Below are 18,209 nucleotides of genomic sequence, written 5' to 3'. Positions count from 1 at the left end.
CAGGAGACCCCGGCTTTCGCCGGGGTGACGGTTAAATTCTACTTTGTCGGCGTGTCCTCTACGTCCACCTTCACGTCGGCCGAGAGGCCGGCGATCAGCGGGCGGGGGCTGGCTTCGTCGATGGCAATGCGGACGGGCACGCGCTGAGTGACCTTCACCCAATTGCCGTTGGCGTTCTGCGCCGGCAACACTGCGAATTCGGAGCCGGTACCCGCGCCGATGGAGGCGACGTGGGCCTTCAGGTGCAGGCCCGGATAGGCATCGAAGCTGACTTCGGCCTTTTGCCCGACGCGCATCCTGTTGAGGTCGGTTTCCTTGAAATTGGCCTCGAGCCAGGCGCCCTGGCCGCGGACGATCGTGACGGCCGGAAGCCCGGTCATCATCATCTGACCGACCTGGAGCCGATCCGCCTGGCTGACGATGCCATCGGTGGGCGCATAAACGCGGGTACGGCTCAGATCGAGCAGCGCCTTTTCGCGCTGGACGCGGGCGGCGGCGAGCTGCGGATTTTCCCCGGCCGAGCCGGTCGACAGTTTCGAGCGCGCTTCGGCGGCGTCGGCGGCGGCGCGATTGACGGTGGCGCGGGCCTGCTCGACCGAATGCTCGGCCTGCTGGAGACGGGCGCGCGTGGTGAAGCCACTCTTCATCAGCTCGGCCTGGCGGCCATAATCTTCCTGTGCGGCCTGGAGCGTATCGCGCGCCGCCTGAATGTCGGCGCCGGTGCCGGCATAGCTGGTCTGGAGCGTCTGGACCTGGACCTGTGCCGCGGCGATCGCGGCGTTGGCCGAGGCTACGGCGATGCGATACGGTTCGGGATCGATCTCGAACAGCAGATCACCTTTCTTGACGACCTGATTCTCCTTCACCGCGACCGTGACGATGCGACCCGCGACGTCGCTCGAGACCGAAACCTTGTCCTGGCTGACATAGGCATTGTCGGTCGAGACGGTGCCCCCGCCGGTGAAGTAGAAATAGCCGACGATCGCCAGCAGCAGCGCTGGCACGCCGAACTTGAGCAAGGGCGCCAGCCAGCGCCGCCTGGTGCGGACTGGGGCTTCGGCCTCGGCGACCGGGTCGGGCATAACGACAGGATCGATCGCGATCGCCGCTTCCGACTTGCTGAACTTGGGATCTGCGTCAGCCATTTGCGGCCTCTTTGCTTTCTGGAGTCTGGGAGATGTTCGATCGGACGATGTTGAGAAGTGCGACCAGTTCGTCGCGCTGGGCGGAACTCATCCCCTGGAGCGCGTCTTCGATCATGCCGCCGGCGACATCCTTGAGATCGGCGAGGACCGGGCGTGCCTTTTCGGTCAGATGGATCCGCCAGGCACGGCGATCGGCGGGATCGCGGCGGCGTTCGACGAACCCGGCCTCCTCCACGCGATCGATCATCCGGCAGCAGGTAATCGGTTCGACTTCGAGCAACTCTGCGAGCTGTCCCTGGTTCAATCCCTCGTGCCGTTCGAGTATCTTGAGCATTCGCCATTGCGCACCCGTCGCGCCGCTGCTGCGTGCGCGCTCGTCGAAACGGCGGCGCATCAGGCGGGAGGTGTCGCTTAACAGAAATCCCAGAGTGTCGGTCATGGCGCGCATATAATAAGCAGGCTTATTGATTGCAACACGCAACCTAGTTGCGTTGTGCGGCGCAGCAATTGCAGAGGAGACAAGCGTGACGGAGAGCATGAGCGGCGGATGCCAGTGCAAGCGGGTTCGCTATCGCGTGACGATCGAGGACGACGCGGCATATCTGTGCCATTGCCGGATGTGCCAGCGCGCGACCGGCGGCGTCTCGATCGCATTCAAGGGGGTTCGCAAGGCCGACGTGACGTGGGAGCGGGAGCCCGACCTCTATCGATCGTCGGTGATCGCCGAGCGCGGCTTCTGCGCGCTTTGTGGGACACCGCTGACCTTCGCCTTCCTGGACGGCGACGGGATGGACCTGACCGTCGGGAGCTTCGACGATCCCTGGAGGTTCAAGCCTGTATCGCATTCGGGCAGCGAAAGCTGGCATCGCGACTGGCTTGACACCAGTCCGCTGCCTGCATCACGGACCGACGAAAATCCCAACGTCACGAACCGCTGGATGGAAAATCTTGGCAAGCTTCCCGACTGAAACGCATCATTTCACCAGCTTCGACGGAGTCGACCTGGCGTGGCACGAAGTCGGGACGGGGCGCCCGGTGGTGCTGATCCACGGCTATTTCTCGAACGCGTTCATCAACTGGATCCGCTATGGCCATGCGGCCATGCTTGCCGAGCGTGGCTTCCGGCTGATCCTGCCCGATCTGCGCGCGCATGGCGAAAGCGCGAAGCCGCACGATCCGGCGGCCTATCCCCCCGATGCTCTGATGCGCGACGGGATGGCGCTGATCGCGCACCTGGGGCTGACCGATTACGATCTTGGCGGCTACTCGCTTGGAGCGCGGACGGTGGTGCGGATGCTCGCCAACGGCGCGGCGCCGCGGCGCGTCGTGCTGGCGGGGATGGGGCTCACGGGGCTGGAGAAGACCGGCGGACGCGGCGAATATTTCCGGCGGGTGCTCACCAATCTCGGCAGCTTCGAACGTGGCAGCACCGAGTGGATGACCGAGGCATTCCTGAAGACGACGAAGGGAGATCCCGAGGCGTTGTTGCTGATCCTGGAGACTTTCGTCGATACGCCCGTGGAAGCGATCGGTGCGATCGTGCAGCCCACGGTGGTGATCTCGGGCGCCGAGGATTTCGACAATGGCTCGGCGGAGGAGATCGCCGATTTGCTGCCCCGAGGCAGCTTCGTCGAGATACCGGGAAACCATATGAGCGCGGTGAGCCGGCCCGAGCTTGGACAGGCGATCGCCGAGTTTCTGGGCGGTTGACGGGGCGGGGGCAGGGGCCGACTGTCGGGCATCTCCGCTCAAGGGCACCCCCATGAAACATATCGGCATTTCCACCTTCGCACTTGCCGCGGTGCTCGCTGTCTCGCCCGCTTCGGCGCAGGCGCAGGCGCAGACCCCGGCCTCGACCCAGGCCGCGCCGACCGCCGCCGAGGCTCAGGCCTTCATCGAGCGTGCCCAGGCCGAAGCGACTGCGTTCAGCCTCGAAGCCTCGCGGATCGACTGGATCAATGCGACCTATATCACCGACGATACCGATGCGCTGGCCGCGACCTATGGCGCGCGGCGTACCGAGATGGCGGTACGGTGGGCGCTGGAGGCGGCGCGGTTGCAGAAGGCGCCGGGGCTTTCCGCCGAGCAGAAGCGCCAACTGACGATGCTGCGCGGCGCGCTGACGCTGCCTGCGCCGACCACGCCGGGCGCCGCCACTGAGTTGAGTGCGATCGCGACCAAGCTCGGCTCGCAATATGGCAAGGGCAAGGGCACGCTGAACGGCAAGCCGATCAACGGCAGCGACATCGAGGCGGCGATGGGCGAAAGCCGCAACCCGGCCGAGCTCAGGGAGATGTGGACGAGCTGGAACGACCAGGTCGGCGCGCCGATGCGCGGCGATTATGCCAAGATGGTCGGGATCGCCAACCAGGGCGCGGTCGAGCTAGGCTTTGCCGATACCGGGGCGATGTGGCGATCGGGCTATGACATGCCGGCCGACGATTTCGCCAAGCTGACCGACAAGCTCTGGGCCGACGTCAAGCCGCTCTATCTGGCGCTACACAGCTATGTCCGGCGCAAGCTCAACGAGAAATATGGCGACGCCGTTCAGGCCAGGACCGGGCCGATCCGCGCCGATCTGCTCGGCAATATGTGGGCGCAGGAATGGGGCAATATCTATGATGTCGTAGCTCCCGCCGGAGCGGGCGATGTCGGCTATGACGTCTCTGACCTGTTGAAGGCACAGGGCTTTGATCATCTCAAGATGGTGAAGGCGGGCGAGAATTTCTATTCGTCGCTGGGGCTTGCGGCCTTGCCCGCCAGTTTCTGGGAACGTTCGCTGTTCCTCAAGCCCGCGGACCGCGAAGTCCAGTGCCATGCCTCGGCCTGGGATATCGACGAGAAGGACGACATCCGGATCAAGATGTGCATCAAGGTGAATGCCGACGATTTCGTCACGATCCATCACGAGCTGGGCCACAATTACTACCAGCGCGCCTATAAGGCGCAGCCGCAGCTCTATCGTAACGGCGCGAATGACGGCTTCCATGAGGCGATCGGCGATTTCGTCGCACTTTCGATCACGCCCGAGTATCTCGTCCAGATCGGGATGCTCCAAAAGAACAAGGTGCCGAGTGCCGACAAGGATATCGGGCTGCTGCTGCGCCAGGGAATGGACAAGATCGCGTTCCTGCCGTTCGGGCTGCTGATCGACAAATGGCGCTGGGGCGTGTTTTCGGGCGCGATCCCGGCGGGGCAATATCAGGCGGGTTGGGACAAGTTGCGGCTCGACTATCAGGGCATCGCCCCGCCGGTGGCGCGCGACGAGACCCGGTTCGATGCGGGCGGCAAATATCATATCCCGGGCAACACGCCTTATGCGCGCTACTTCCTCGCGCGCATCCTGCAGTTCCAATTCTACAAGGCGGCATGCAACCAGGCCGGGTGGAAGGGGCCGCTGCATCGCTGCTCCTTCTTCGGCGACAAGCAGGTCGGCGCGCGGCTCAATCAGATGATGGAAATGGGGGCATCAAAGCCTTGGCCCGATGCGCTGCAGGCGTTCACCGGCAGCCGCGAGATTTCGGGCAAGGCAATGGTCGAATATTTCGCGCCGCTGAAGAAATGGCTCGATCAGCAAAATAAGGGTCAGCCGCAGGGGTGGTGAGGCTTATTCCGGGATCTGATCGGGGATCGTGTTTTCGTCGGCGATCCCCGCGTCGAATTCGGCCGAAGAATCGGTGCCGTCGGGCTGGTGGGCGTGGGTTCCCTCTTCGTTGGCGGGCTTGGGGGCTGTGGGCTCGGGGTTCATGCTGGGCTCCTTCCGGAGGCTGAACGCTCCGAAGACGAACAGATATCCCGCTCAGCCGTTAGCGAAACGGCGGCTCGTTGAACGCGCGCAGCTTGCGGCTGTGGAGCTTGGCGCCTTCGCGGCGGAGTTCTTCGCACGTCTCGATGCCGATGCGGAGATGCTCGTTGATCGCGCGCTCGTAGAAACGGTTTGCTTGCCCCGGGAGCTTGAGCTCGCCGTGGAGCGGCTTGTCCGAGACGCAGAGCAAGGTGCCGTAGGGGACGCGGAAGCGATAGCCCTGGGCGGCGAGGGTGGCGGACTCCATGTCGACGCCGACGGCGCGGCTTAGCGAGAAGCGGAGTGCGGTCGCGGAGTAGCGCAGCTCCCAGTTGCGATCGTCGGTGGTGACGATCGTGCCGGTGCGCAGGCGCTGCTTGAGCTCGTCGCCCGACTGGCCCGAGACGGTCTCGGCGGCGCGGGCGAGCGCGAGCTGGACCTCGGCAATCGCGGGGATCGGGATTTCGGGGGGCAGGACGTCGTCCATGATGTGATCGTCGCGCAGATAGGCGTGGGCGAGGACATAGTCGCCGATCCGCTGGCTGGGACGTAGGCCGCCGCAATGCCCGATCATCAGCCATGCCTCGGGGCGCAGCACTGCGAGGTGATCGGTGATCGTCTTGGCGTTGGACGGGCCGACGCCGATGTTGACGAGGGTGATGCCGGTGCGGCCCTCGGCCATCAGATGGTAGGCCGGCATCTGGTGGCGGCGCCAGGCGCTGCTGTCGTTGAGCAGGCGATCGGTGTCGTCGCCGGCCTCGACGAGGATGCCGCCGGCGCCCGAGACGGAGGTGAAGCGGCTCGGCTGGCCATTTTCCTGAGGACCGAGCTGGTTGCAGGCGAAGCGCACGAACTCGTCGACATAGCGGTGATAGTTGGTGAACAGGATATATTGCTGGAAATGCTCGGTCGGCGTGCCGGTATAGTGGCGGAGGCGGGCCAGCGAGAAATCGGTGCGCAGCGCATCGAACAGCGCCAGCGGGCGGGTGTCGTCGCTGGAGATCCACAGGCCGTCGGCGATCTCGTCGCCGATATGGGCGAGCTCGGTGGCGGGGAAGTGGCGGGCAATGTCGATCGCCGAGACTTCGTCGAGGCTCAGCGCGTGGCCCGGATCGAGGACATAGGGGAAGGGGATTTCCTGGCGCCCCGGGCGGGCAGAGACCTCGACCTCATAATCCTCGATCAGGAAGGTGAGCTGTTCGGTGAGATAGTCGGCGAACATCGCCGGCTTGGTGACGCTGATCCGATAGTCGCCCGGCTCGACGAGGCGACCGAACGAGCGGCGCGGGACGGGGCGATTGGTGCCGCCGCGATAGCGGACGCTGATTTCGGGGTAGGCGAAGCTGCCGTCATGCCGCGATTGCGGGTCAGGCGGGGTGCCTTCGGTGAGGTATAGCGTGAGAGAAGCCTGGAGCCGCTCGACCGATGCGCGGTACAGGCGATCGAGTTCGGCGACGATATCGGATGCTTGGGTCATCTTCGACGGCTAATGCGCGAAAATGACTCTGGCAAGACCGACGGCCCCTCCCGCACGAGGAGGGGCCGGCTCGGATTACTTCTTGGTGGACTTCGAAGGGGCTTCCTTCTCGCCGCCAAGCTGGGTCGCCGCATAGACTGCGCCGCCCACGGCCGCCGCCGCGCCGGCCGCGATGGCCGCCGCCGCCACCGGATGCTCCTTCACGGCGCCGACGGTCGCGTCGACCGCGCCGCTGATAGCTTCCTGAGCGGTATCGAGGAAAGACTTGCTCGAATCCGAGGCCGCGCCGGCAGTATCGCCCGCCGACTGGCCCGATTGATTGCTGTTAGTGTTGGCCATGGTGCTTCCTTTCAACAAGTTCCGTCATTCAACTCACGCGGCAGCGCAGCGTTCCGTTACGGATGCGATGTTACAGCCGGCCGAGCATATAATCGGCCGAACTGACTTCGAACTGGCCCGGCGCCTCCACATTGAGTTGCTCGACGACGCCGTCATTGACCAGCATCGAGAAGCGCTGGCCGCGGCCGCCCATGCCGAACTTGCTGCCGTCCATCTCGAGCCCGACCGCCTTGGGGAAGGCGCCGTTGCCGTCGGCGAGCATCGTGACCTTGCCGTCGACCCCCGAGGCCTGGCCCCAGGCGCCCATCACGAAGGCGTCGTTGACCGCGGTGCAGGCGATCTCGTCGACGCCCTTGGCCTTCAGCGCGTCGGCCTTTTCGACGAAACCCGGCAGATGCTTGGCCGAGCAGGTCGGGGTGAAGGCGCCGGGGACCGAGAAGAGCGCAACCTTGCGGCCCGCGAAGAAGCTGTCCGAATCGACCGGCTCGGGGTCGCTCTCATTGACCTTGATGAAGGTGGTGCTGGGAATGCGATCGCCGATCTGGATGGTCATAGGTCTCTCCATTGTGAGTCCCGGCTCCAATCGGCGTGCGCGCGACCTTTTTCAAGCATGGCGGAGCCGAAGCCGCCCCGGTAAGTTGGTCCGGCATGGAGTCGACGCCCTATCTTACCGGACAATTTCTGCTGGCGATGCCCGGCATCGGCGACCCGCGCTTCGCCCGCGCGGTGATCGCGATGTGCGCGCATGACGAGGATGGCGCGCTGGGCATCGGCATCGGCGAGACGATCGACGGGCTGGGGCTGCACGATCTGCTCAAGCAGTTCGAGATCGATCCGGGCGAGGCGCCCGACCGGCCGGTGCATTTCGGCGGGCCGGTGGAGCCGCGGCGCGGATTCGTGCTGCATTCGACCGACTGGGGTGGGCAGGACACGATCGACGTCGGCGGCCGCTGGGCGCTTTCGGGCACGATCGACGTGCTGCGGGCGATCGCCGAGGGCAAGGGCCCGAGCCAGTGGCTGGTCGCGCTGGGCTATGCCGGCTGGGACGAGGGGCAGCTGGACGAAGAGATGACGCGGCACGGCTGGTTCAACACCGAGGCGGATACCGAGCTTCTGTACGGCGTGGAGGCCGATGACCGCTGGGCGAAAGGATTCGCCGCGGCGGGGATCGATCCGCGGTTGTTGGCAAGCAGCACGGGAACCGCCTGAAGCGAAGATCCGCCTTAGCTTCCCACTTTTCATGTGTTTTGTGAAATTTCGTGGCGATTACGTATTTGACAAACCCAATAGGAAGGTGTAGATATTTCGGCACAGGAGCAATGCCGTTATGTCCGTCCTTTCCCAGCCCCGCTTTCACGACGAAGCCAAGGCTTTCGAGTATCTGGAAGACCTGATCTGGGCGGACGGCAAAGTCTGCCCGCACTGCGGCATTGTGAACGGTCGCGTTTACGATCTCGCGGGCGTCCGCTCCAAGCCGAGCAAGAAGAATCCGGAAGGCGTTGTGCGCCACGGCCTCAAGAAGTGTGGCGAGTGCCGCAAGCAGTTCACGGTCAAGGTCGGCACGGTTTTCGAGGATGCCAAGCTCCCGCTCCACAAGATGCTCCAGGCCGTTCACCTGATGATGTCGAGCAAGAAGGGCATCAGTTCGCACCAGCTCAGCCGCATTCTCGAAATCCAGTATAATTCGGCGTGGTTCCTGTCGCATCGCATCCGCGAAGCCATGCGCTCCGGCGATCTTGCCCCGTTCGGTTCGGGCGGCGGCATGGTTGAGGTCGATGAGACCTACATCGGTCGCAAGAAGGGCGCGGGCTACAAGGGTGGCGGCGGAAGCCACAAGATGAAGGTTCTGGCGCTCGTTGACCGCGAGACTGGCCGGTCGCGCGCTATGGTGATCGACTCCACGACGCGCGCCGCGATTGAGCCGATCGTACTGGCGAACCTCGCCAAGGAAGCGCGCCTGATGACCGACGAAGCGCTGCTCTATAAGAAGATTGGCGTGAACTTCGCGGACCATCAGGTCGTACGCCACTACGGCAACGAATACGTTCGTGGCGAGGCTCACACCAACACCGTCGAGGGTTATTTCAGCATTTTCAAACGCGGAATGCGCGGCGTTTATCAGCACTGCGGCGAGCAGCACCTTCACCGCTACGTTGCGGAGTTCAATTTCCGCTATGACAACCGCGTCGGCAACGGCGTGGATGATCGCCAGCGCGCCGACATCGCGCTCAAGGGCATCGTCGGCAAGCGTCTCACTTATAAGTCAGCTGACGAGCAATAGGCCGTCCGCCGAGACTGCCTCGAAAAAGACTAGAACTCGATGGATTACTAAGGCTCATCGCAGATATCGGTTTACCGCTTGATTCTGCTCTGATAGAATCCGCCTATGGCGGATTTTGATACCATAGTTTTATTGATTCCGGTCGGGGTGATTTTCTCTCAGGACGTTGGTTTGTGACGCAAATTGCCGTCAAGAAAGAGATGCTGACTTGGGCTAGAGAGTTCCGCGGCCTCACGATTGATGAGGCCGCGGAGCGGCTATCTCTGCCCGCCGAGGATATCGTTGCGCTTGAAGCGGGCGCACCCATGAATCTTACGCAATTCAGGCGCTATGCGAACAAGCTGCGCATCCCACTTGCTACATTCTTAAGGCAGACCGCACCCGAGACCCCGCCGGTCCCGCTCGACTTCCGCACATATGAAGGGAGACCAGCGACGCTCGGTTTCGACGCCCGGTTGGCGATCAGTTACGCTTACACAATCGAGCAAAACATCCTCGAATTGGTCGAGACCGACGCAGCTCCTCCCACGCCAGTGCTGCCAAGATTGCGGCTCACCGAAGACGCAGCCGAGGCTGGCGAGCGAGAGCGACGAAGGCTCAACGTTGGACATGCTGCTCAAATCAGCTGGGACACACAAAGCGCTTTTCGCACTTGGCGGACGGTCATTGAAGACGCTGGCGCTTACGTGCTGCAACGCAAGTTTGAATTGAAGGACTGCAAAGGGTTCACGATATTCAGAAACCCGAACGCTCCGATTATTATGATCAATAAGTCGGAGGAGTTTGAGACCGCCAAGATTTTCACGATGGCCCACGAATACGCCCACCTCCTTTTGCGTCAGCCTGGCATATCTGATCTGAACGAACGAAACCCTGTCGAGGCGTTCTGCAACCGCTTCGCCGCAGGGTTTCTGATGCCGCGCGCGTTGATTCGAGAATTGTTGCCGTATTGGCCTGATCACCCGATTCAGTGGGCGTTTGACGATATAGCTCGTTGGGCGCGCAAGCTTAAGGTCAGTCAGCAAGCCCTGTCTCTTCGGCTTGAGCAGTTGGGGGTCGCCCCCGTTGGATTTTTCCAAATGCTGGTCAGTCAGCAAGCGCACGCTAACACCCGCGAAAGTGCGGGCGGAAACGCCGTATCCACTCAGGTCTCAGAGATCGGATATCGTTTTACGCGCGCTGTGCTGAATGCGGAGGATGAGGCTCGAATAAGCGCTTCAGAAGCATCTGAAATGCTTGACGTCGCCCCTAAGCATTTCGCCTTGATCAAGGATCGGCTTGATCAGCAATTTTTCAACGTAAACGCGGGGCTCGGTGCCTTACCTTATTGATACCGACGCCATCGTGCATATCGCTGATAGGCCCGACGGAGATGCGGTCTATCAAACCTTGATTCACCTTGTCGGGGCGGGTGAACTTAGGACTGTCGAGCAAGTCTTTGATGAGCTTCGAAGGTGGCCGGATATCCAATCATTGTTTCAGCCGCTAAAGAAGGAAATGATAGTCGAGCAATACATTCCGGAAGTGATGAACCACGTTGGGTACATTTCGGAGAATTTCGACTTCTTGTTTGATCTCACTGGAGCAAAAAATCCCGATCCCGCTGATCCTTGGCTGATTGGATGTGCAAAGCACTATGACTATACCCTTGTCACCGATGAGCGAAAACAGAGCACCAAACGGATCCCGTTTGTCTGCCGACAGCAAGGCGTGGACGTGCTATGTATCTCGGGCACCGAACTCGTTTGGAGCGTGCATGGAAAATCCTGAAAAAACCCAACTCGACAAGTTCAAGCAAGCCGCGCGCGAGCTAGAGACGGACGACGACGAGCAGCGCTTTGACGAGCGGCTAAAGAATCTGGTGAGGCATAAGCCGGTGGAGAAGCCGGAGTGACGGATGTTGTTTTTGGCCCCTGTTGCTTTTGCGCGAAGGACATCGTGGAGACCGATACCGACCCTTGCTCGGTGACAGTCGCCACGGCGGGCGACAAATGGCAGGTTTGGTCCGCGCACGGAGATTGCTTCAAAAGACTGCTCACCGATCCCGATTACGCGCCCGGCTTCTTCGAACCCGCCCATTTCTAGCGGGTTTGTAAACTACGCAATCGCCAATTTCGTTTCCGGAAGGCGCAAGAAAGTACCGGCGCGGTCACGCGATGGGTCGAGCGCAGGACGAGCGCTCCTGAGAAACGCGGTGCGAACATAAGCAGAACATAACAGAAAGAAGCGCTGTTGGAAAGCTCTGCTGGGCACGTTTGCGCCGGCTAATTCGAACAGCATCATATAAAGATATCTTTATATCCGACTTGCGAATTCCCATCTTTCTCTGTAGTGCGCGCCCATCGTGATCGGCGAGTCCGGCGCGCATCCTATTATCTCTCGTGGAGAAGCAGCTCGTGGCAACCGTGCTCGACAAAAAGAACGACTATGTGATCGCGGACATCGCGCTCGCCGAATTCGGCCGCAAGGAAATCGAAATCGCCGAGACCGAGATGCCCGGCCTGATGAGCCTGCGCAGCGAATTCGGCGCATCACAGCCGCTCAAGGGCGCGCGGATCACCGGTTCGCTCCACATGACGATCCAGACCGCGGTGCTGATCGAAACGCTGACCGCGCTAGGCGCGCAGGTGCGTTGGGCGACCTGCAACATCTTCTCGACCCAGGATCATGCCGCCGCCGCGATCGCCGCGACCGGCGTGCCGGTGTTCGCCGTGAAGGGCGAGAGCCTGGCCGATTATTGGGACTATGTCGGCGACATCTTCAACTGGGGCGCCGATACCGACGGCACCACCGCCAACATCATCCTGGACGATGGCGGCGACGCGACGATGTTCGCGCTCTGGGGCGCCAAGCTCGAAGCCGGCGCGACTCTGGGCGAGCCGGAGAATGACGAGGAAGTCGAGTTCCAGCGCGCGCTCAAGGCCTTCATCGCGAAATATCCGGGCTACCTGACCGAGACGGTCAAGAATCTGAAGGGCGTTTCGGAAGAGACGACCACCGGCGTGCACCGCCTGTACGAGATCGCGAAGAAGGGCGAGCTGCCTTTCCCCGCGATCAACGTGAACGATTCGGTGACGAAGTCGAAGTTCGACAATCTTTATGGCTGCAAGGAATCGCTGGTCGACGCGATCCGCCGCGCCACCGACGTGATGCTCGCCGGCAAGGTTGCCTGCGTTGCCGGCTTCGGTGACGTCGGCAAGGGTTCGGCCCAGTCGCTCCGCAACGGCGGCGCGCGCGTGATGGTCACCGAAGTCGATCCGATCTGCGCATTGCAGGCGGCGATGGAAGGCTTCGAAGTCGTGACGATGGAAGAGGCCGTGCAGCGCGCCGACATCTTCTGCACCGCGACCGGCAATGCCGACGTGATCACCGCCGATCATATGCGCGCGATGAAGCCGATGGCGATCGTCTGCAACATCGGCCACTTCGATTCGGAGATCCAGATCGCCGCGCTCAGCAATTATGAGTGGGACGAAGTGAAGCCGGGCACCGACCTGGTGAAGTTCCCCGACGGCAAGCAGATCATCATCCTCGCCAAGGGTCGTCTCGTGAACCTCGGCTGCGCGACGGGCCATCCGTCGTTCGTGATGTCGGCATCGTTCACGAACCAGACGCTGGCGCAGATCGAGCTCTTCACCAAGGGTGAGAACTACAAGAACGAAGTCTATGTTCTGCCGAAGCATCTCGACGAGAAGGTCGCAGCGCTACATCTCGAGAAGCTGGGCGTGAAGCTTTCGAAGCTTACCCCCAAGCAGGCCGGCTATATCGGCGTGCCGGTCGAAGGGCCGTTCAAGCCCGACCACTACCGCTACTAAGCCTTTCGGCTTCAGGCTATCGGGCCGCGTTTCCACCAAGGAGGCGCGGCCCTTTTGCATTCAGCGGAACGCGCCACGGCGTGCGACGTTAGTCCCTTGAGGGAGGCACGAATGCTGCGCGGGTGGATGGCCAAGGTTGCACTGGGGTTTGCCGGTGCGTGCACCGGCGGAATGCTCGCCGGGATGGCGCTTGCCAATTATGTCGCGTCCGGCAGCTTCGATTTCTACAGGCAGTCTCATGTAGCGGAGTGGAGGCCGGATCCGGCCAGCGATGGTTTTGCGACCCGAGAGTTTGGATCGATATCCAACGAGCATCCCGATCTGCTTGCCGCTTCCTACGATCGCTGAGGGGTGAGCGACGAGCCGCCCGAGGTCGATCCGGCACGTGCGCGCATCGGCGAGATTTTGCGCGGCGCGATCGAGCCCCCCGACGACGAAGTGCTGGAGGACGAGACGCGGCGGCTGATGCTGCATCTGTCGCTCGAGCCCGTCGCCCGCGCGGAGCCTGCGCGTTCGGAGATCGTCGTCAGGCCGCGTCGGCGCTGGCGGTTGCGCGGGATCCTTGGATCGCTGCTGCGGCGACTGTGGGGAAAGCGCTTCTCCCGCCCCGATTGAGCGCAAGCCGCTTTGCGATCCGCGGTGCTTTGCCTAAGGGTTGGGCATGATGGTGCATGCTGGCCGCGGAGGCGCGGTTTGATTGAAATTCCGCAATCGGCGGCGGTGCTCGCGGGCGCCGCCCTGGCGCTGCTCGTGTTGGGCGCGACATGGATGCTGTTCGTCGGCTTGCGCGCGCGTGCGACGGCGAGCGACCTGGCCGACGGCAATGCGCGGCTGACCGCCTTGGTGGGCGGATCGCCGGCGCAGGCGATGGTGGTGCGCGCCGACGGACGGATCGAGCTTTCGCGGCGGCTGGGCGACTGGCTGGGGCTCGACGCCTTGCCGCGCGAGTTGAGCGAACTTTCCGGCGCGGAGAATGGGTTGATCCCCGAAGATGCCGAAGCGCTCGCGGCGCAGGTGACCGCCGCGCAGAAGGCGGGGCAACCGTTCAGCCTGTCGGTGCGTGCGCGCGGATCGGAGCGCGCGCTGCTGGTGATCGGCGAGCGCGCCCCCGAAGACGTGCATGCGCCGGGCGGGGTGGTGCTGTGGTTTCTCGATGCGACCGAGGCGCAGGACGAGATCAACCGGCTGCAGCGCGAATCGACCCGGCTGCGCGCGGCATTCGATGCACTGACTTCGCTGATCGAGGCGGCGCCGATGCCGATGTGGTATCGCGGCGGCGATCTGAAGCTGCTGATGGTCAACAGCGCCTATGTCCGCGCCGTCGAAGGCAAGGACGGCGAGGATGTCGTGGAGCGCGGGCTGGAGCTGGTCGAGGGCGCGGGGCTGGGCGGGCCGCTGGCCAATGCCGCGATCGCGCGCGATACCGGCGAGCCGCAGACCGCGGCGATGCCGGCGACGATCGGCGGCGCGCGGCGGATGCTGCGGCTGCACGACATACCGCTGCCGATCGGGGGCGTGGCGGGCTTCGCGGTGGACATCGAAGAACTGGAGCAGCTGCGCGGGGGGATGAAGCGCTTCGGCGAGGCGCAGCGGGCGATGCTCGACCGGATGTCTGCAGGCGTGGCGCAGTTCGCATCGGACCGCAGCCTGGTATTCTGCAACCAGCCGTTCCGCCGCATGTTTGCCATGAAGAATGAGTGGCTCGCCGACCGGCCGGAGTTCGATCGCGTGCTCGAGCGGATGCGCGAGGCCAACCGGCTGCCCGACGTGCGCGACTTTCCCGCCTGGAAGGCCGAGCGGCGCGAATGGTTTACCGCGCCCGAAGCGGTCGAGGAGACGTGGAGCGTGGGGGGCACGCATCTGCGGGTCGTCGCCCAGCCCTTGCCCGAGGGTGGGCTCTTGCTGATCTTCGAGGATCGCACCCAGCAGTTCGAGCTGCAGCGCGAACATGGCGAGATGCAGCAGGTGCGTACCGCGACGCTGGAGAGCCTGGCCGAAGCGGTCGCGGTGTTCGGCAAGGGGCGGCTGCAATTGTGGAACCGCAAGTTTCGCTCGGTCTGGGGCTTCGAGGATGCTTTCCTCGACGGGCATCCGCAGATCGCCAATATCGTCAAGGAAGCGGGACCGAAGCTGACCAACCCGGCGCGGGCGGAGGTGATGGGCGACCTGATCCGGATGGCGACGAAGGACCGGCAGCAGCGCGGCTCCAGCATCGCCTTTGCCGATGGGCGCCATTTCGAGCTGACCGCGGTGCCCCTGCCCGACGGCAATGCGCTGGTGACGATGCTCGACACCACCGATCACCACCGCGCCGAGCGGGCGCTGCGCGATCGCAACGAAGCGCTGGAGGCGTCCGACCGGGTGAAGACCGCGTTCGTGGCGAATATGAGCTATGAGCTGCGCACGCCGCTTACCTCGATCAAGGGCTTTACCGAGATGCTGCACGGCGGCTTTGCGGGGGCGTTGAGCGAGGACGGGCTGGGCTATGCCGAGGCGGTCCTGTCGTCGGTCGATCGGCTGGGGGCGCTGATCGACGATGTGCTCGACCTGACCCAGAGCGAGGGCGCGCCGATCGACAAGGTGCCGGTGGACCTGGAGCTGGCGGCGAACAGCGCCGCCGAGGCGATCGCGCCTCTGGCGAAGGCGAAGGGGATCGAGCTGGTCGTCGAGGATCTGGGCAGCGTGGGCACGGTGACCGGCGATCCGCGGCGGCTGCGCCAGGTGATCGAGCATCTGCTGCGCCACGCGGTGGCGGGGACGCGCGAGAAGGGGCGGGTGCTGCTGCATCTGGATGGCACGGCGAAGGCGGCGCGGATCGTGGTTTCGAACGACGGGCCGGGGATGGCGCCGGATGCGGTGGCGCGGGCATTCGATCGCTTTGCGCAGGGCGGAATTTCGCGCAGCGGCGATCGCGCGCTGGGGCTGGGGCTGCCGATCGCGAAGCAGTTCGTGGAAGCGCATGGCGGGCGGATCGAATTGCTGTCCGAGCTGGGCGAGGGGACGCTGGTGACGGTGGAGTTGCCGCGGACGTGATGGGTGGCCCGCAATATCCTCCCCGGAACGGGGAGGGGGACCGCGAAGCGGTGGAGGGGGCTATCCGCGAGGGGCGTCGCCTGTTGAGAGCCCCCTCCACCATGCTGCGCATGGTCCCCCTCCCCGTGCCGGGGAGGAACTGATGCGGCTCGCTTTGCCCCAGGATTCGCATCTTCTTGGCGAGCGGCTGGCGGGGGTCGTCCGCCCGGGCGATGTTATTGCGCTCACGGGGCCGCTCGGGGCGGGGAAGACGAGCATCGCGCGGGGGTTGCTCGCGGCGCTGGGGCTGGAGGAAGAGGCGCCGAGCCCGAGCTTTGCGATCGTTCAGCCTTATGCGCCGCCCGAGGTGCGGATTCCGGTGCTGCATGTCGATTTGTACCGCATCGACGATCCGGACGAGGCGGAGGAACTGGGGCTCGACGAGGCGCGCGCGGACTCGCTGCTGATCGTCGAATGGCCCGAGCGGCTGGGCAACGCGGCGTGGCAGGATGCGCTGTGGCTCAGCCTGGAAGTGATGCCGGACGGCGCGCGCGCCTTGACAGCGAAGGTGCCTGCGGCATGGAAGGATCGATGGCCCCAAATTTCCTAGTCGACATGAATCCGCCCGCCGCGGCGCCCGCATTTCTGATTTCTGCCGGATGGGACGGGGCGGAGATACGGCCGCTCGCAGGCGATGCCTCGTTCCGCCGCTATTTCCGCATCGTCGAGCATGACCGCACCGCGATCCTGATGGATTCGCCGCCCGACAAGGGCGAGGACCCGCGCCCCTTCATCGCGATCGCGCGCTGGCTGACGCGGCGGGGCTTTGCTGCGCCCGAGATCTTGCACGAGGATCTGGAGCAGGGACTCGTGCTGATCCAGGATTTCGGCGATGCGCGGATGCGCGAGACGGTGGACGCCGCGCCCGAGAGCGAATTGCGGCTCTACGAGGAGGCGGTCGACCTGCTGATCCGGCTGCGCGACTATCCCGCGGCGGAAGAGATCGGGCCCTACAGCCCCTCGCAATATCACCGCGAGGCCAAGCTGTTGCCCGAATGGTATTGCCCGGCGGTGGGGATCGAGACCGACGACGACTGGTATAACGACGCGTGGAATGCGGCGCTCGAGCCGGTGCTGGCGGGTCATACGCCCGTCACGGTGCTGCGCGATTACCATGCCGAGAATATCATGCTGATCGAAGGTAGCGAGAGTTTGGGCCTGCTCGATTTCCAGGACGCGCTTTCGGGGCATCCCGCGTACGATCTCGTATCGCTGCTCCAGGATGCGCGACGCGACGTGCCCGCCGAGCTCGAGATCGCGATGCTCGATCGCTACAAGCGCGTGACCGGGGTGGGCGACGATTTCGACGTGGCCTATCATGTGCTGGGCGCGCAGCGGAACGCGAAGATCATCGGCATCTTCACGCGATTGTGGAAGCGCGACGGCAAGCCGCGCTATCCGGGGCTGTGCCCGCGGGTCTGGGGCTATCTGGAGCGCGATTTGAAGCATCCGGCGCTCAAGCCGGTGGCCGACTGGTTCGATGCGCATGTTCCGCTTGCGATGCGCGGCGATCCGATGACCCTCGCCGGCGAATGACCGTCTATTCGATCCGGCCGCAGCCCGCGGCCGCGGTGCCCGAGACGGCGATGGTGATGGCGGCCGGGCTCGGCAAAAGGATGCGTCCGCTGACCGCGACGCGGCCCAAGCCCCTGGTCGTGGTGGGCGGCAAGGCGCTGATCGACCATACGATCGATCATCTGCGCGAAGCGGGCGTCAAGCGCGCGGTGGTCAACGTCCATTATCTGGCGGACCAGATGGAGGCGCATCTGCGCGCGCGGGAGAATGGCGTCGCGATCGTCATTTCCGACGAGCGCCGGCAGCTGATGGAGACCGGCGGCGGGATCGTCCAGGCGCGCGACCTGATCGGCGATGCGCCCTTCCTGTGCGTCAACAGCGACAATCTGTGGATCGACGGACCGGTGGACGCGATCCGGGCGCTGGCGGCGCAGTGGGACGACGCCAGAATGGACGCGCTGCTGCTGCTGGTGCCGCTGGCGCGCGCGAACTGCCATCGCGGGCAGGGCGATTTCCGGATGGATGCGCAGGGTCGGATCACCGAGCGGCGCAAGCCGGGGCGGCTGGCGCCGTTCGTGTTCATCGGGGTCTCGATCCTGTCGCCGCGGCTGATCCGCGACTGGCCCGAGGGGCCCTTTTCGACGAACCTGTTCTTCAACCGGGCGCTGGCGGCGGGGCGGCTGTTCGGGGTGGTGCATCAGGGGCTCTGGTTCGACGTCGGCACGCCCGCGGCGGTGGGGGCTGCGGAGGCGGTGTTGGCGGAGATTTGAACTTTAGAGGA

At 64.0% G+C, this 18,209-nt stretch carries 22 protein-coding genes; 16 read left to right on the top strand and 6 right to left on the bottom strand.

Going from position 1 to position 18,209, the window contains the following annotated elements; genetic code table 11:
• Positions 1-38 precede the first annotated feature (38 nt).
• Together OKW87_RS04885 and OKW87_RS04880 are read right to left on the bottom strand one after the other, a co-directional pair.
• Positions 39-1,145 (bottom strand): HlyD family secretion protein, encoded by a 1,107-nt coding sequence (locus OKW87_RS04885; RefSeq protein ID WP_265542735.1) that lies wholly within the window; start codon positions 1,143-1,145, stop codon positions 39-41.
• Positions 1,138-1,584 carry a MarR family winged helix-turn-helix transcriptional regulator gene (locus OKW87_RS04880; RefSeq protein WP_265542733.1) on the bottom strand — a complete coding sequence of 149 codons (447 nt, stop codon included), beginning with the start codon at positions 1,582-1,584 and terminating at the stop codon, positions 1,138-1,140. The genes OKW87_RS04885 and OKW87_RS04880 overlap by 8 nt, the downstream gene beginning before the upstream one ends.
• Before the next feature lie 85 nt (positions 1,585-1,669).
• On the opposite strand from OKW87_RS04880, the gene OKW87_RS04875 reads away from it, so the two are divergent.
• The 3 genes from OKW87_RS04875 to OKW87_RS04865 are packed head-to-tail and all read left to right on the top strand — an operon-like array spanning position 1,670 to position 4,749.
• The gene (locus tag OKW87_RS04875; protein WP_265542731.1) at positions 1,670-2,113 is read left to right on the top strand and encodes a GFA family protein; all 444 of its coding nucleotides are present in this window, start codon (positions 1,670-1,672) and stop codon (positions 2,111-2,113) included.
• The gene (locus OKW87_RS04870; protein ID WP_265542728.1) at positions 2,094-2,855 is read left to right on the top strand and encodes an alpha/beta fold hydrolase; all 762 of its coding nucleotides are present in this window, start codon (positions 2,094-2,096) and stop codon (positions 2,853-2,855) included. Before OKW87_RS04875 ends, OKW87_RS04870 begins: the two co-directional genes overlap by 20 nt.
• A gap of 52 nt (positions 2,856-2,907) precedes the next feature.
• Positions 2,908-4,749 (top strand): M2 family metallopeptidase, encoded by a 1,842-nt coding sequence (locus tag OKW87_RS04865; protein ID WP_265542726.1) that lies wholly within the window; start codon positions 2,908-2,910, stop codon positions 4,747-4,749.
• A gap of 3 nt (positions 4,750-4,752) precedes the next feature.
• Here OKW87_RS04865 and OKW87_RS04860 read toward each other — a convergent pair whose 3' ends face one another.
• The 4 genes from OKW87_RS04860 to OKW87_RS04845 form a co-directional block, all read right to left on the bottom strand.
• On the bottom strand, positions 4,753-4,893 hold the full coding sequence (locus OKW87_RS04860; RefSeq protein WP_265542724.1) for a hypothetical protein: 141 nt from the start codon (positions 4,891-4,893) through the stop codon (positions 4,753-4,755).
• Between the two features lie 58 nt (positions 4,894-4,951).
• Positions 4,952-6,406, bottom strand: coding sequence for an AMP nucleosidase (locus OKW87_RS04855; protein WP_265542723.1), 1,455 nt, complete (start codon positions 6,404-6,406; stop codon positions 4,952-4,954).
• A 75-nt stretch (positions 6,407-6,481) separates the two neighbouring features.
• On the bottom strand, positions 6,482-6,745 hold the full coding sequence (locus OKW87_RS04850; RefSeq protein WP_265542721.1) for a hypothetical protein: 264 nt from the start codon (positions 6,743-6,745) through the stop codon (positions 6,482-6,484).
• Positions 6,746-6,815: 70 nt separating this feature from the next.
• Positions 6,816-7,298 carry a peroxiredoxin gene (locus tag OKW87_RS04845; protein WP_265542719.1) on the bottom strand — a complete coding sequence of 161 codons (483 nt, stop codon included), beginning with the start codon at positions 7,296-7,298 and terminating at the stop codon, positions 6,816-6,818.
• 95 nt (positions 7,299-7,393) lie between these two features.
• On the opposite strand from OKW87_RS04845, the gene OKW87_RS04840 reads away from it, so the two are divergent.
• The 13 genes from OKW87_RS04840 (at position 7,394) to OKW87_RS04780 (ending at position 18,198) form a co-directional block, all read left to right on the top strand.
• Positions 7,394-7,954 carry a YqgE/AlgH family protein gene (locus OKW87_RS04840; protein WP_265542717.1) on the top strand — a complete coding sequence of 187 codons (561 nt, stop codon included), beginning with the start codon at positions 7,394-7,396 and terminating at the stop codon, positions 7,952-7,954.
• A 118-nt stretch (positions 7,955-8,072) separates the two neighbouring features.
• A complete protein-coding gene (locus OKW87_RS04835; protein WP_265542715.1) occupies positions 8,073-9,026 on the top strand; it encodes an IS1595 family transposase in 954 nt (317 codons plus the stop codon).
• Positions 9,027-9,199: 173 nt separating this feature from the next.
• On the top strand, positions 9,200-10,357 hold the full coding sequence (locus OKW87_RS04830; RefSeq protein ID WP_265542713.1) for an XRE family transcriptional regulator: 1,158 nt from the start codon (positions 9,200-9,202) through the stop codon (positions 10,355-10,357).
• Positions 10,341-10,796 (top strand): DUF4411 family protein, encoded by a 456-nt coding sequence (locus tag OKW87_RS04825; protein WP_265542711.1) that lies wholly within the window; start codon positions 10,341-10,343, stop codon positions 10,794-10,796. Before OKW87_RS04830 ends, OKW87_RS04825 begins: the two co-directional genes overlap by 17 nt.
• Complete coding sequence (locus tag OKW87_RS04820) at positions 10,783-10,920, top strand: hypothetical protein (protein WP_265542709.1); 138 nt, start codon at positions 10,783-10,785, stop codon at positions 10,918-10,920. The genes OKW87_RS04825 and OKW87_RS04820 overlap by 14 nt, the downstream gene beginning before the upstream one ends.
• 44 nt (positions 10,921-10,964) lie before the next feature.
• Entirely contained in the window at positions 10,965-11,111 is a 147-nt protein-coding gene (locus OKW87_RS04815; protein WP_265542707.1) for a hypothetical protein, read from the top strand.
• 311 nt (positions 11,112-11,422) lie between these two features.
• On the top strand, positions 11,423-12,841 hold the full coding sequence (ahcY, locus tag OKW87_RS04810) for an adenosylhomocysteinase (protein WP_265542706.1): 1,419 nt from the start codon (positions 11,423-11,425) through the stop codon (positions 12,839-12,841).
• Positions 12,842-12,952: 111 nt separating this feature from the next.
• Positions 12,953-13,189 carry a hypothetical protein gene (locus tag OKW87_RS04805; RefSeq protein ID WP_265542704.1) on the top strand — a complete coding sequence of 79 codons (237 nt, stop codon included), beginning with the start codon at positions 12,953-12,955 and terminating at the stop codon, positions 13,187-13,189.
• Positions 13,190-13,192: 3 nt separating this feature from the next.
• Entirely contained in the window at positions 13,193-13,456 is a 264-nt protein-coding gene (locus OKW87_RS04800; RefSeq protein ID WP_265542702.1) for a hypothetical protein, read from the top strand.
• Positions 13,457-13,534: 78 nt separating this feature from the next.
• Positions 13,535-15,874: a sensor histidine kinase gene (locus tag OKW87_RS04795; RefSeq protein WP_265542701.1), complete on the top strand. Its 2,340-nt coding sequence runs from the start codon at positions 13,535-13,537 to the stop codon at positions 15,872-15,874.
• Between the two features lie 142 nt (positions 15,875-16,016).
• Positions 16,017-16,463 (top strand): tRNA (adenosine(37)-N6)-threonylcarbamoyltransferase complex ATPase subunit type 1 TsaE, encoded by a 447-nt coding sequence (gene tsaE, locus OKW87_RS04790; RefSeq protein WP_265542700.1) that lies wholly within the window; start codon positions 16,017-16,019, stop codon positions 16,461-16,463.
• A 5-nt stretch (positions 16,464-16,468) separates the two neighbouring features.
• A complete protein-coding gene (locus OKW87_RS04785; RefSeq protein WP_265544000.1) occupies positions 16,469-17,449 on the top strand; it encodes an aminoglycoside phosphotransferase family protein in 981 nt (326 codons plus the stop codon).
• Entirely contained in the window at positions 17,446-18,198 is a 753-nt protein-coding gene (locus OKW87_RS04780; protein WP_265542699.1) for a nucleotidyltransferase family protein, read from the top strand. Before OKW87_RS04785 ends, OKW87_RS04780 begins: the two co-directional genes overlap by 4 nt.
• Positions 18,199-18,209: the final 11 nt, after the last annotated feature.

This window comes from Sphingomonas sp. M1-B02 (genome assembly GCF_026167525.1).
Taxonomy (GTDB): domain Bacteria; phylum Pseudomonadota; class Alphaproteobacteria; order Sphingomonadales; family Sphingomonadaceae; genus Sphingomonas.
The sequence above is the reverse complement of the archived record's forward strand: the minus strand, read 5'-3'. Positions and strand labels throughout refer to the sequence as shown.

What these genes read in the sequence shown, in the direction of transcription:
- OKW87_RS04885 (WP_265542735.1), bottom strand. Translation starts at nt 1,145, where the DNA reads ATGGCTGACGCAGATCCCAAGTTCAGCAAGTCGGAAGCGGCGATCGCG.
- OKW87_RS04880 (WP_265542733.1), bottom strand. Translation starts at nt 1,584, where the DNA reads ATGACCGACACTCTGGGATTTCTGTTAAGCGACACCTCCCGCCTGATG.
- OKW87_RS04865 (WP_265542726.1), top strand. Translation starts at nt 2,908, where the DNA reads ATGAAACATATCGGCATTTCCACCTTCGCACTTGCCGCGGTGCTCGCT.
- OKW87_RS04860 (WP_265542724.1), bottom strand. Translation starts at nt 4,893, where the DNA reads ATGAACCCCGAGCCCACAGCCCCCAAGCCCGCCAACGAAGAGGGAACC.
- OKW87_RS04855 (WP_265542723.1), bottom strand. Translation starts at nt 6,406, where the DNA reads ATGACCCAAGCATCCGATATCGTCGCCGAACTCGATCGCCTGTACCGC.
- OKW87_RS04850 (WP_265542721.1), bottom strand. Translation starts at nt 6,745, where the DNA reads ATGGCCAACACTAACAGCAATCAATCGGGCCAGTCGGCGGGCGATACT.
- OKW87_RS04845 (WP_265542719.1), bottom strand. Translation starts at nt 7,298, where the DNA reads ATGACCATCCAGATCGGCGATCGCATTCCCAGCACCACCTTCATCAAG.
- OKW87_RS04840 (WP_265542717.1), top strand. Translation starts at nt 7,394, where the DNA reads ATGGAGTCGACGCCCTATCTTACCGGACAATTTCTGCTGGCGATGCCC.
- OKW87_RS04835 (WP_265542715.1), top strand. Translation starts at nt 8,073, where the DNA reads ATGTCCGTCCTTTCCCAGCCCCGCTTTCACGACGAAGCCAAGGCTTTC.
- OKW87_RS04820 (WP_265542709.1), top strand. Translation starts at nt 10,783, where the DNA reads ATGGAAAATCCTGAAAAAACCCAACTCGACAAGTTCAAGCAAGCCGCG.
- OKW87_RS04805 (WP_265542704.1), top strand. Translation starts at nt 12,953, where the DNA reads ATGCTGCGCGGGTGGATGGCCAAGGTTGCACTGGGGTTTGCCGGTGCG.
- tsaE (WP_265542700.1), top strand. Translation starts at nt 16,017, where the DNA reads ATGCGGCTCGCTTTGCCCCAGGATTCGCATCTTCTTGGCGAGCGGCTG.
- OKW87_RS04785 (WP_265544000.1), top strand. Translation starts at nt 16,469, where the DNA reads ATGAATCCGCCCGCCGCGGCGCCCGCATTTCTGATTTCTGCCGGATGG.
- OKW87_RS04780 (WP_265542699.1), top strand. Translation starts at nt 17,446, where the DNA reads ATGACCGTCTATTCGATCCGGCCGCAGCCCGCGGCCGCGGTGCCCGAG.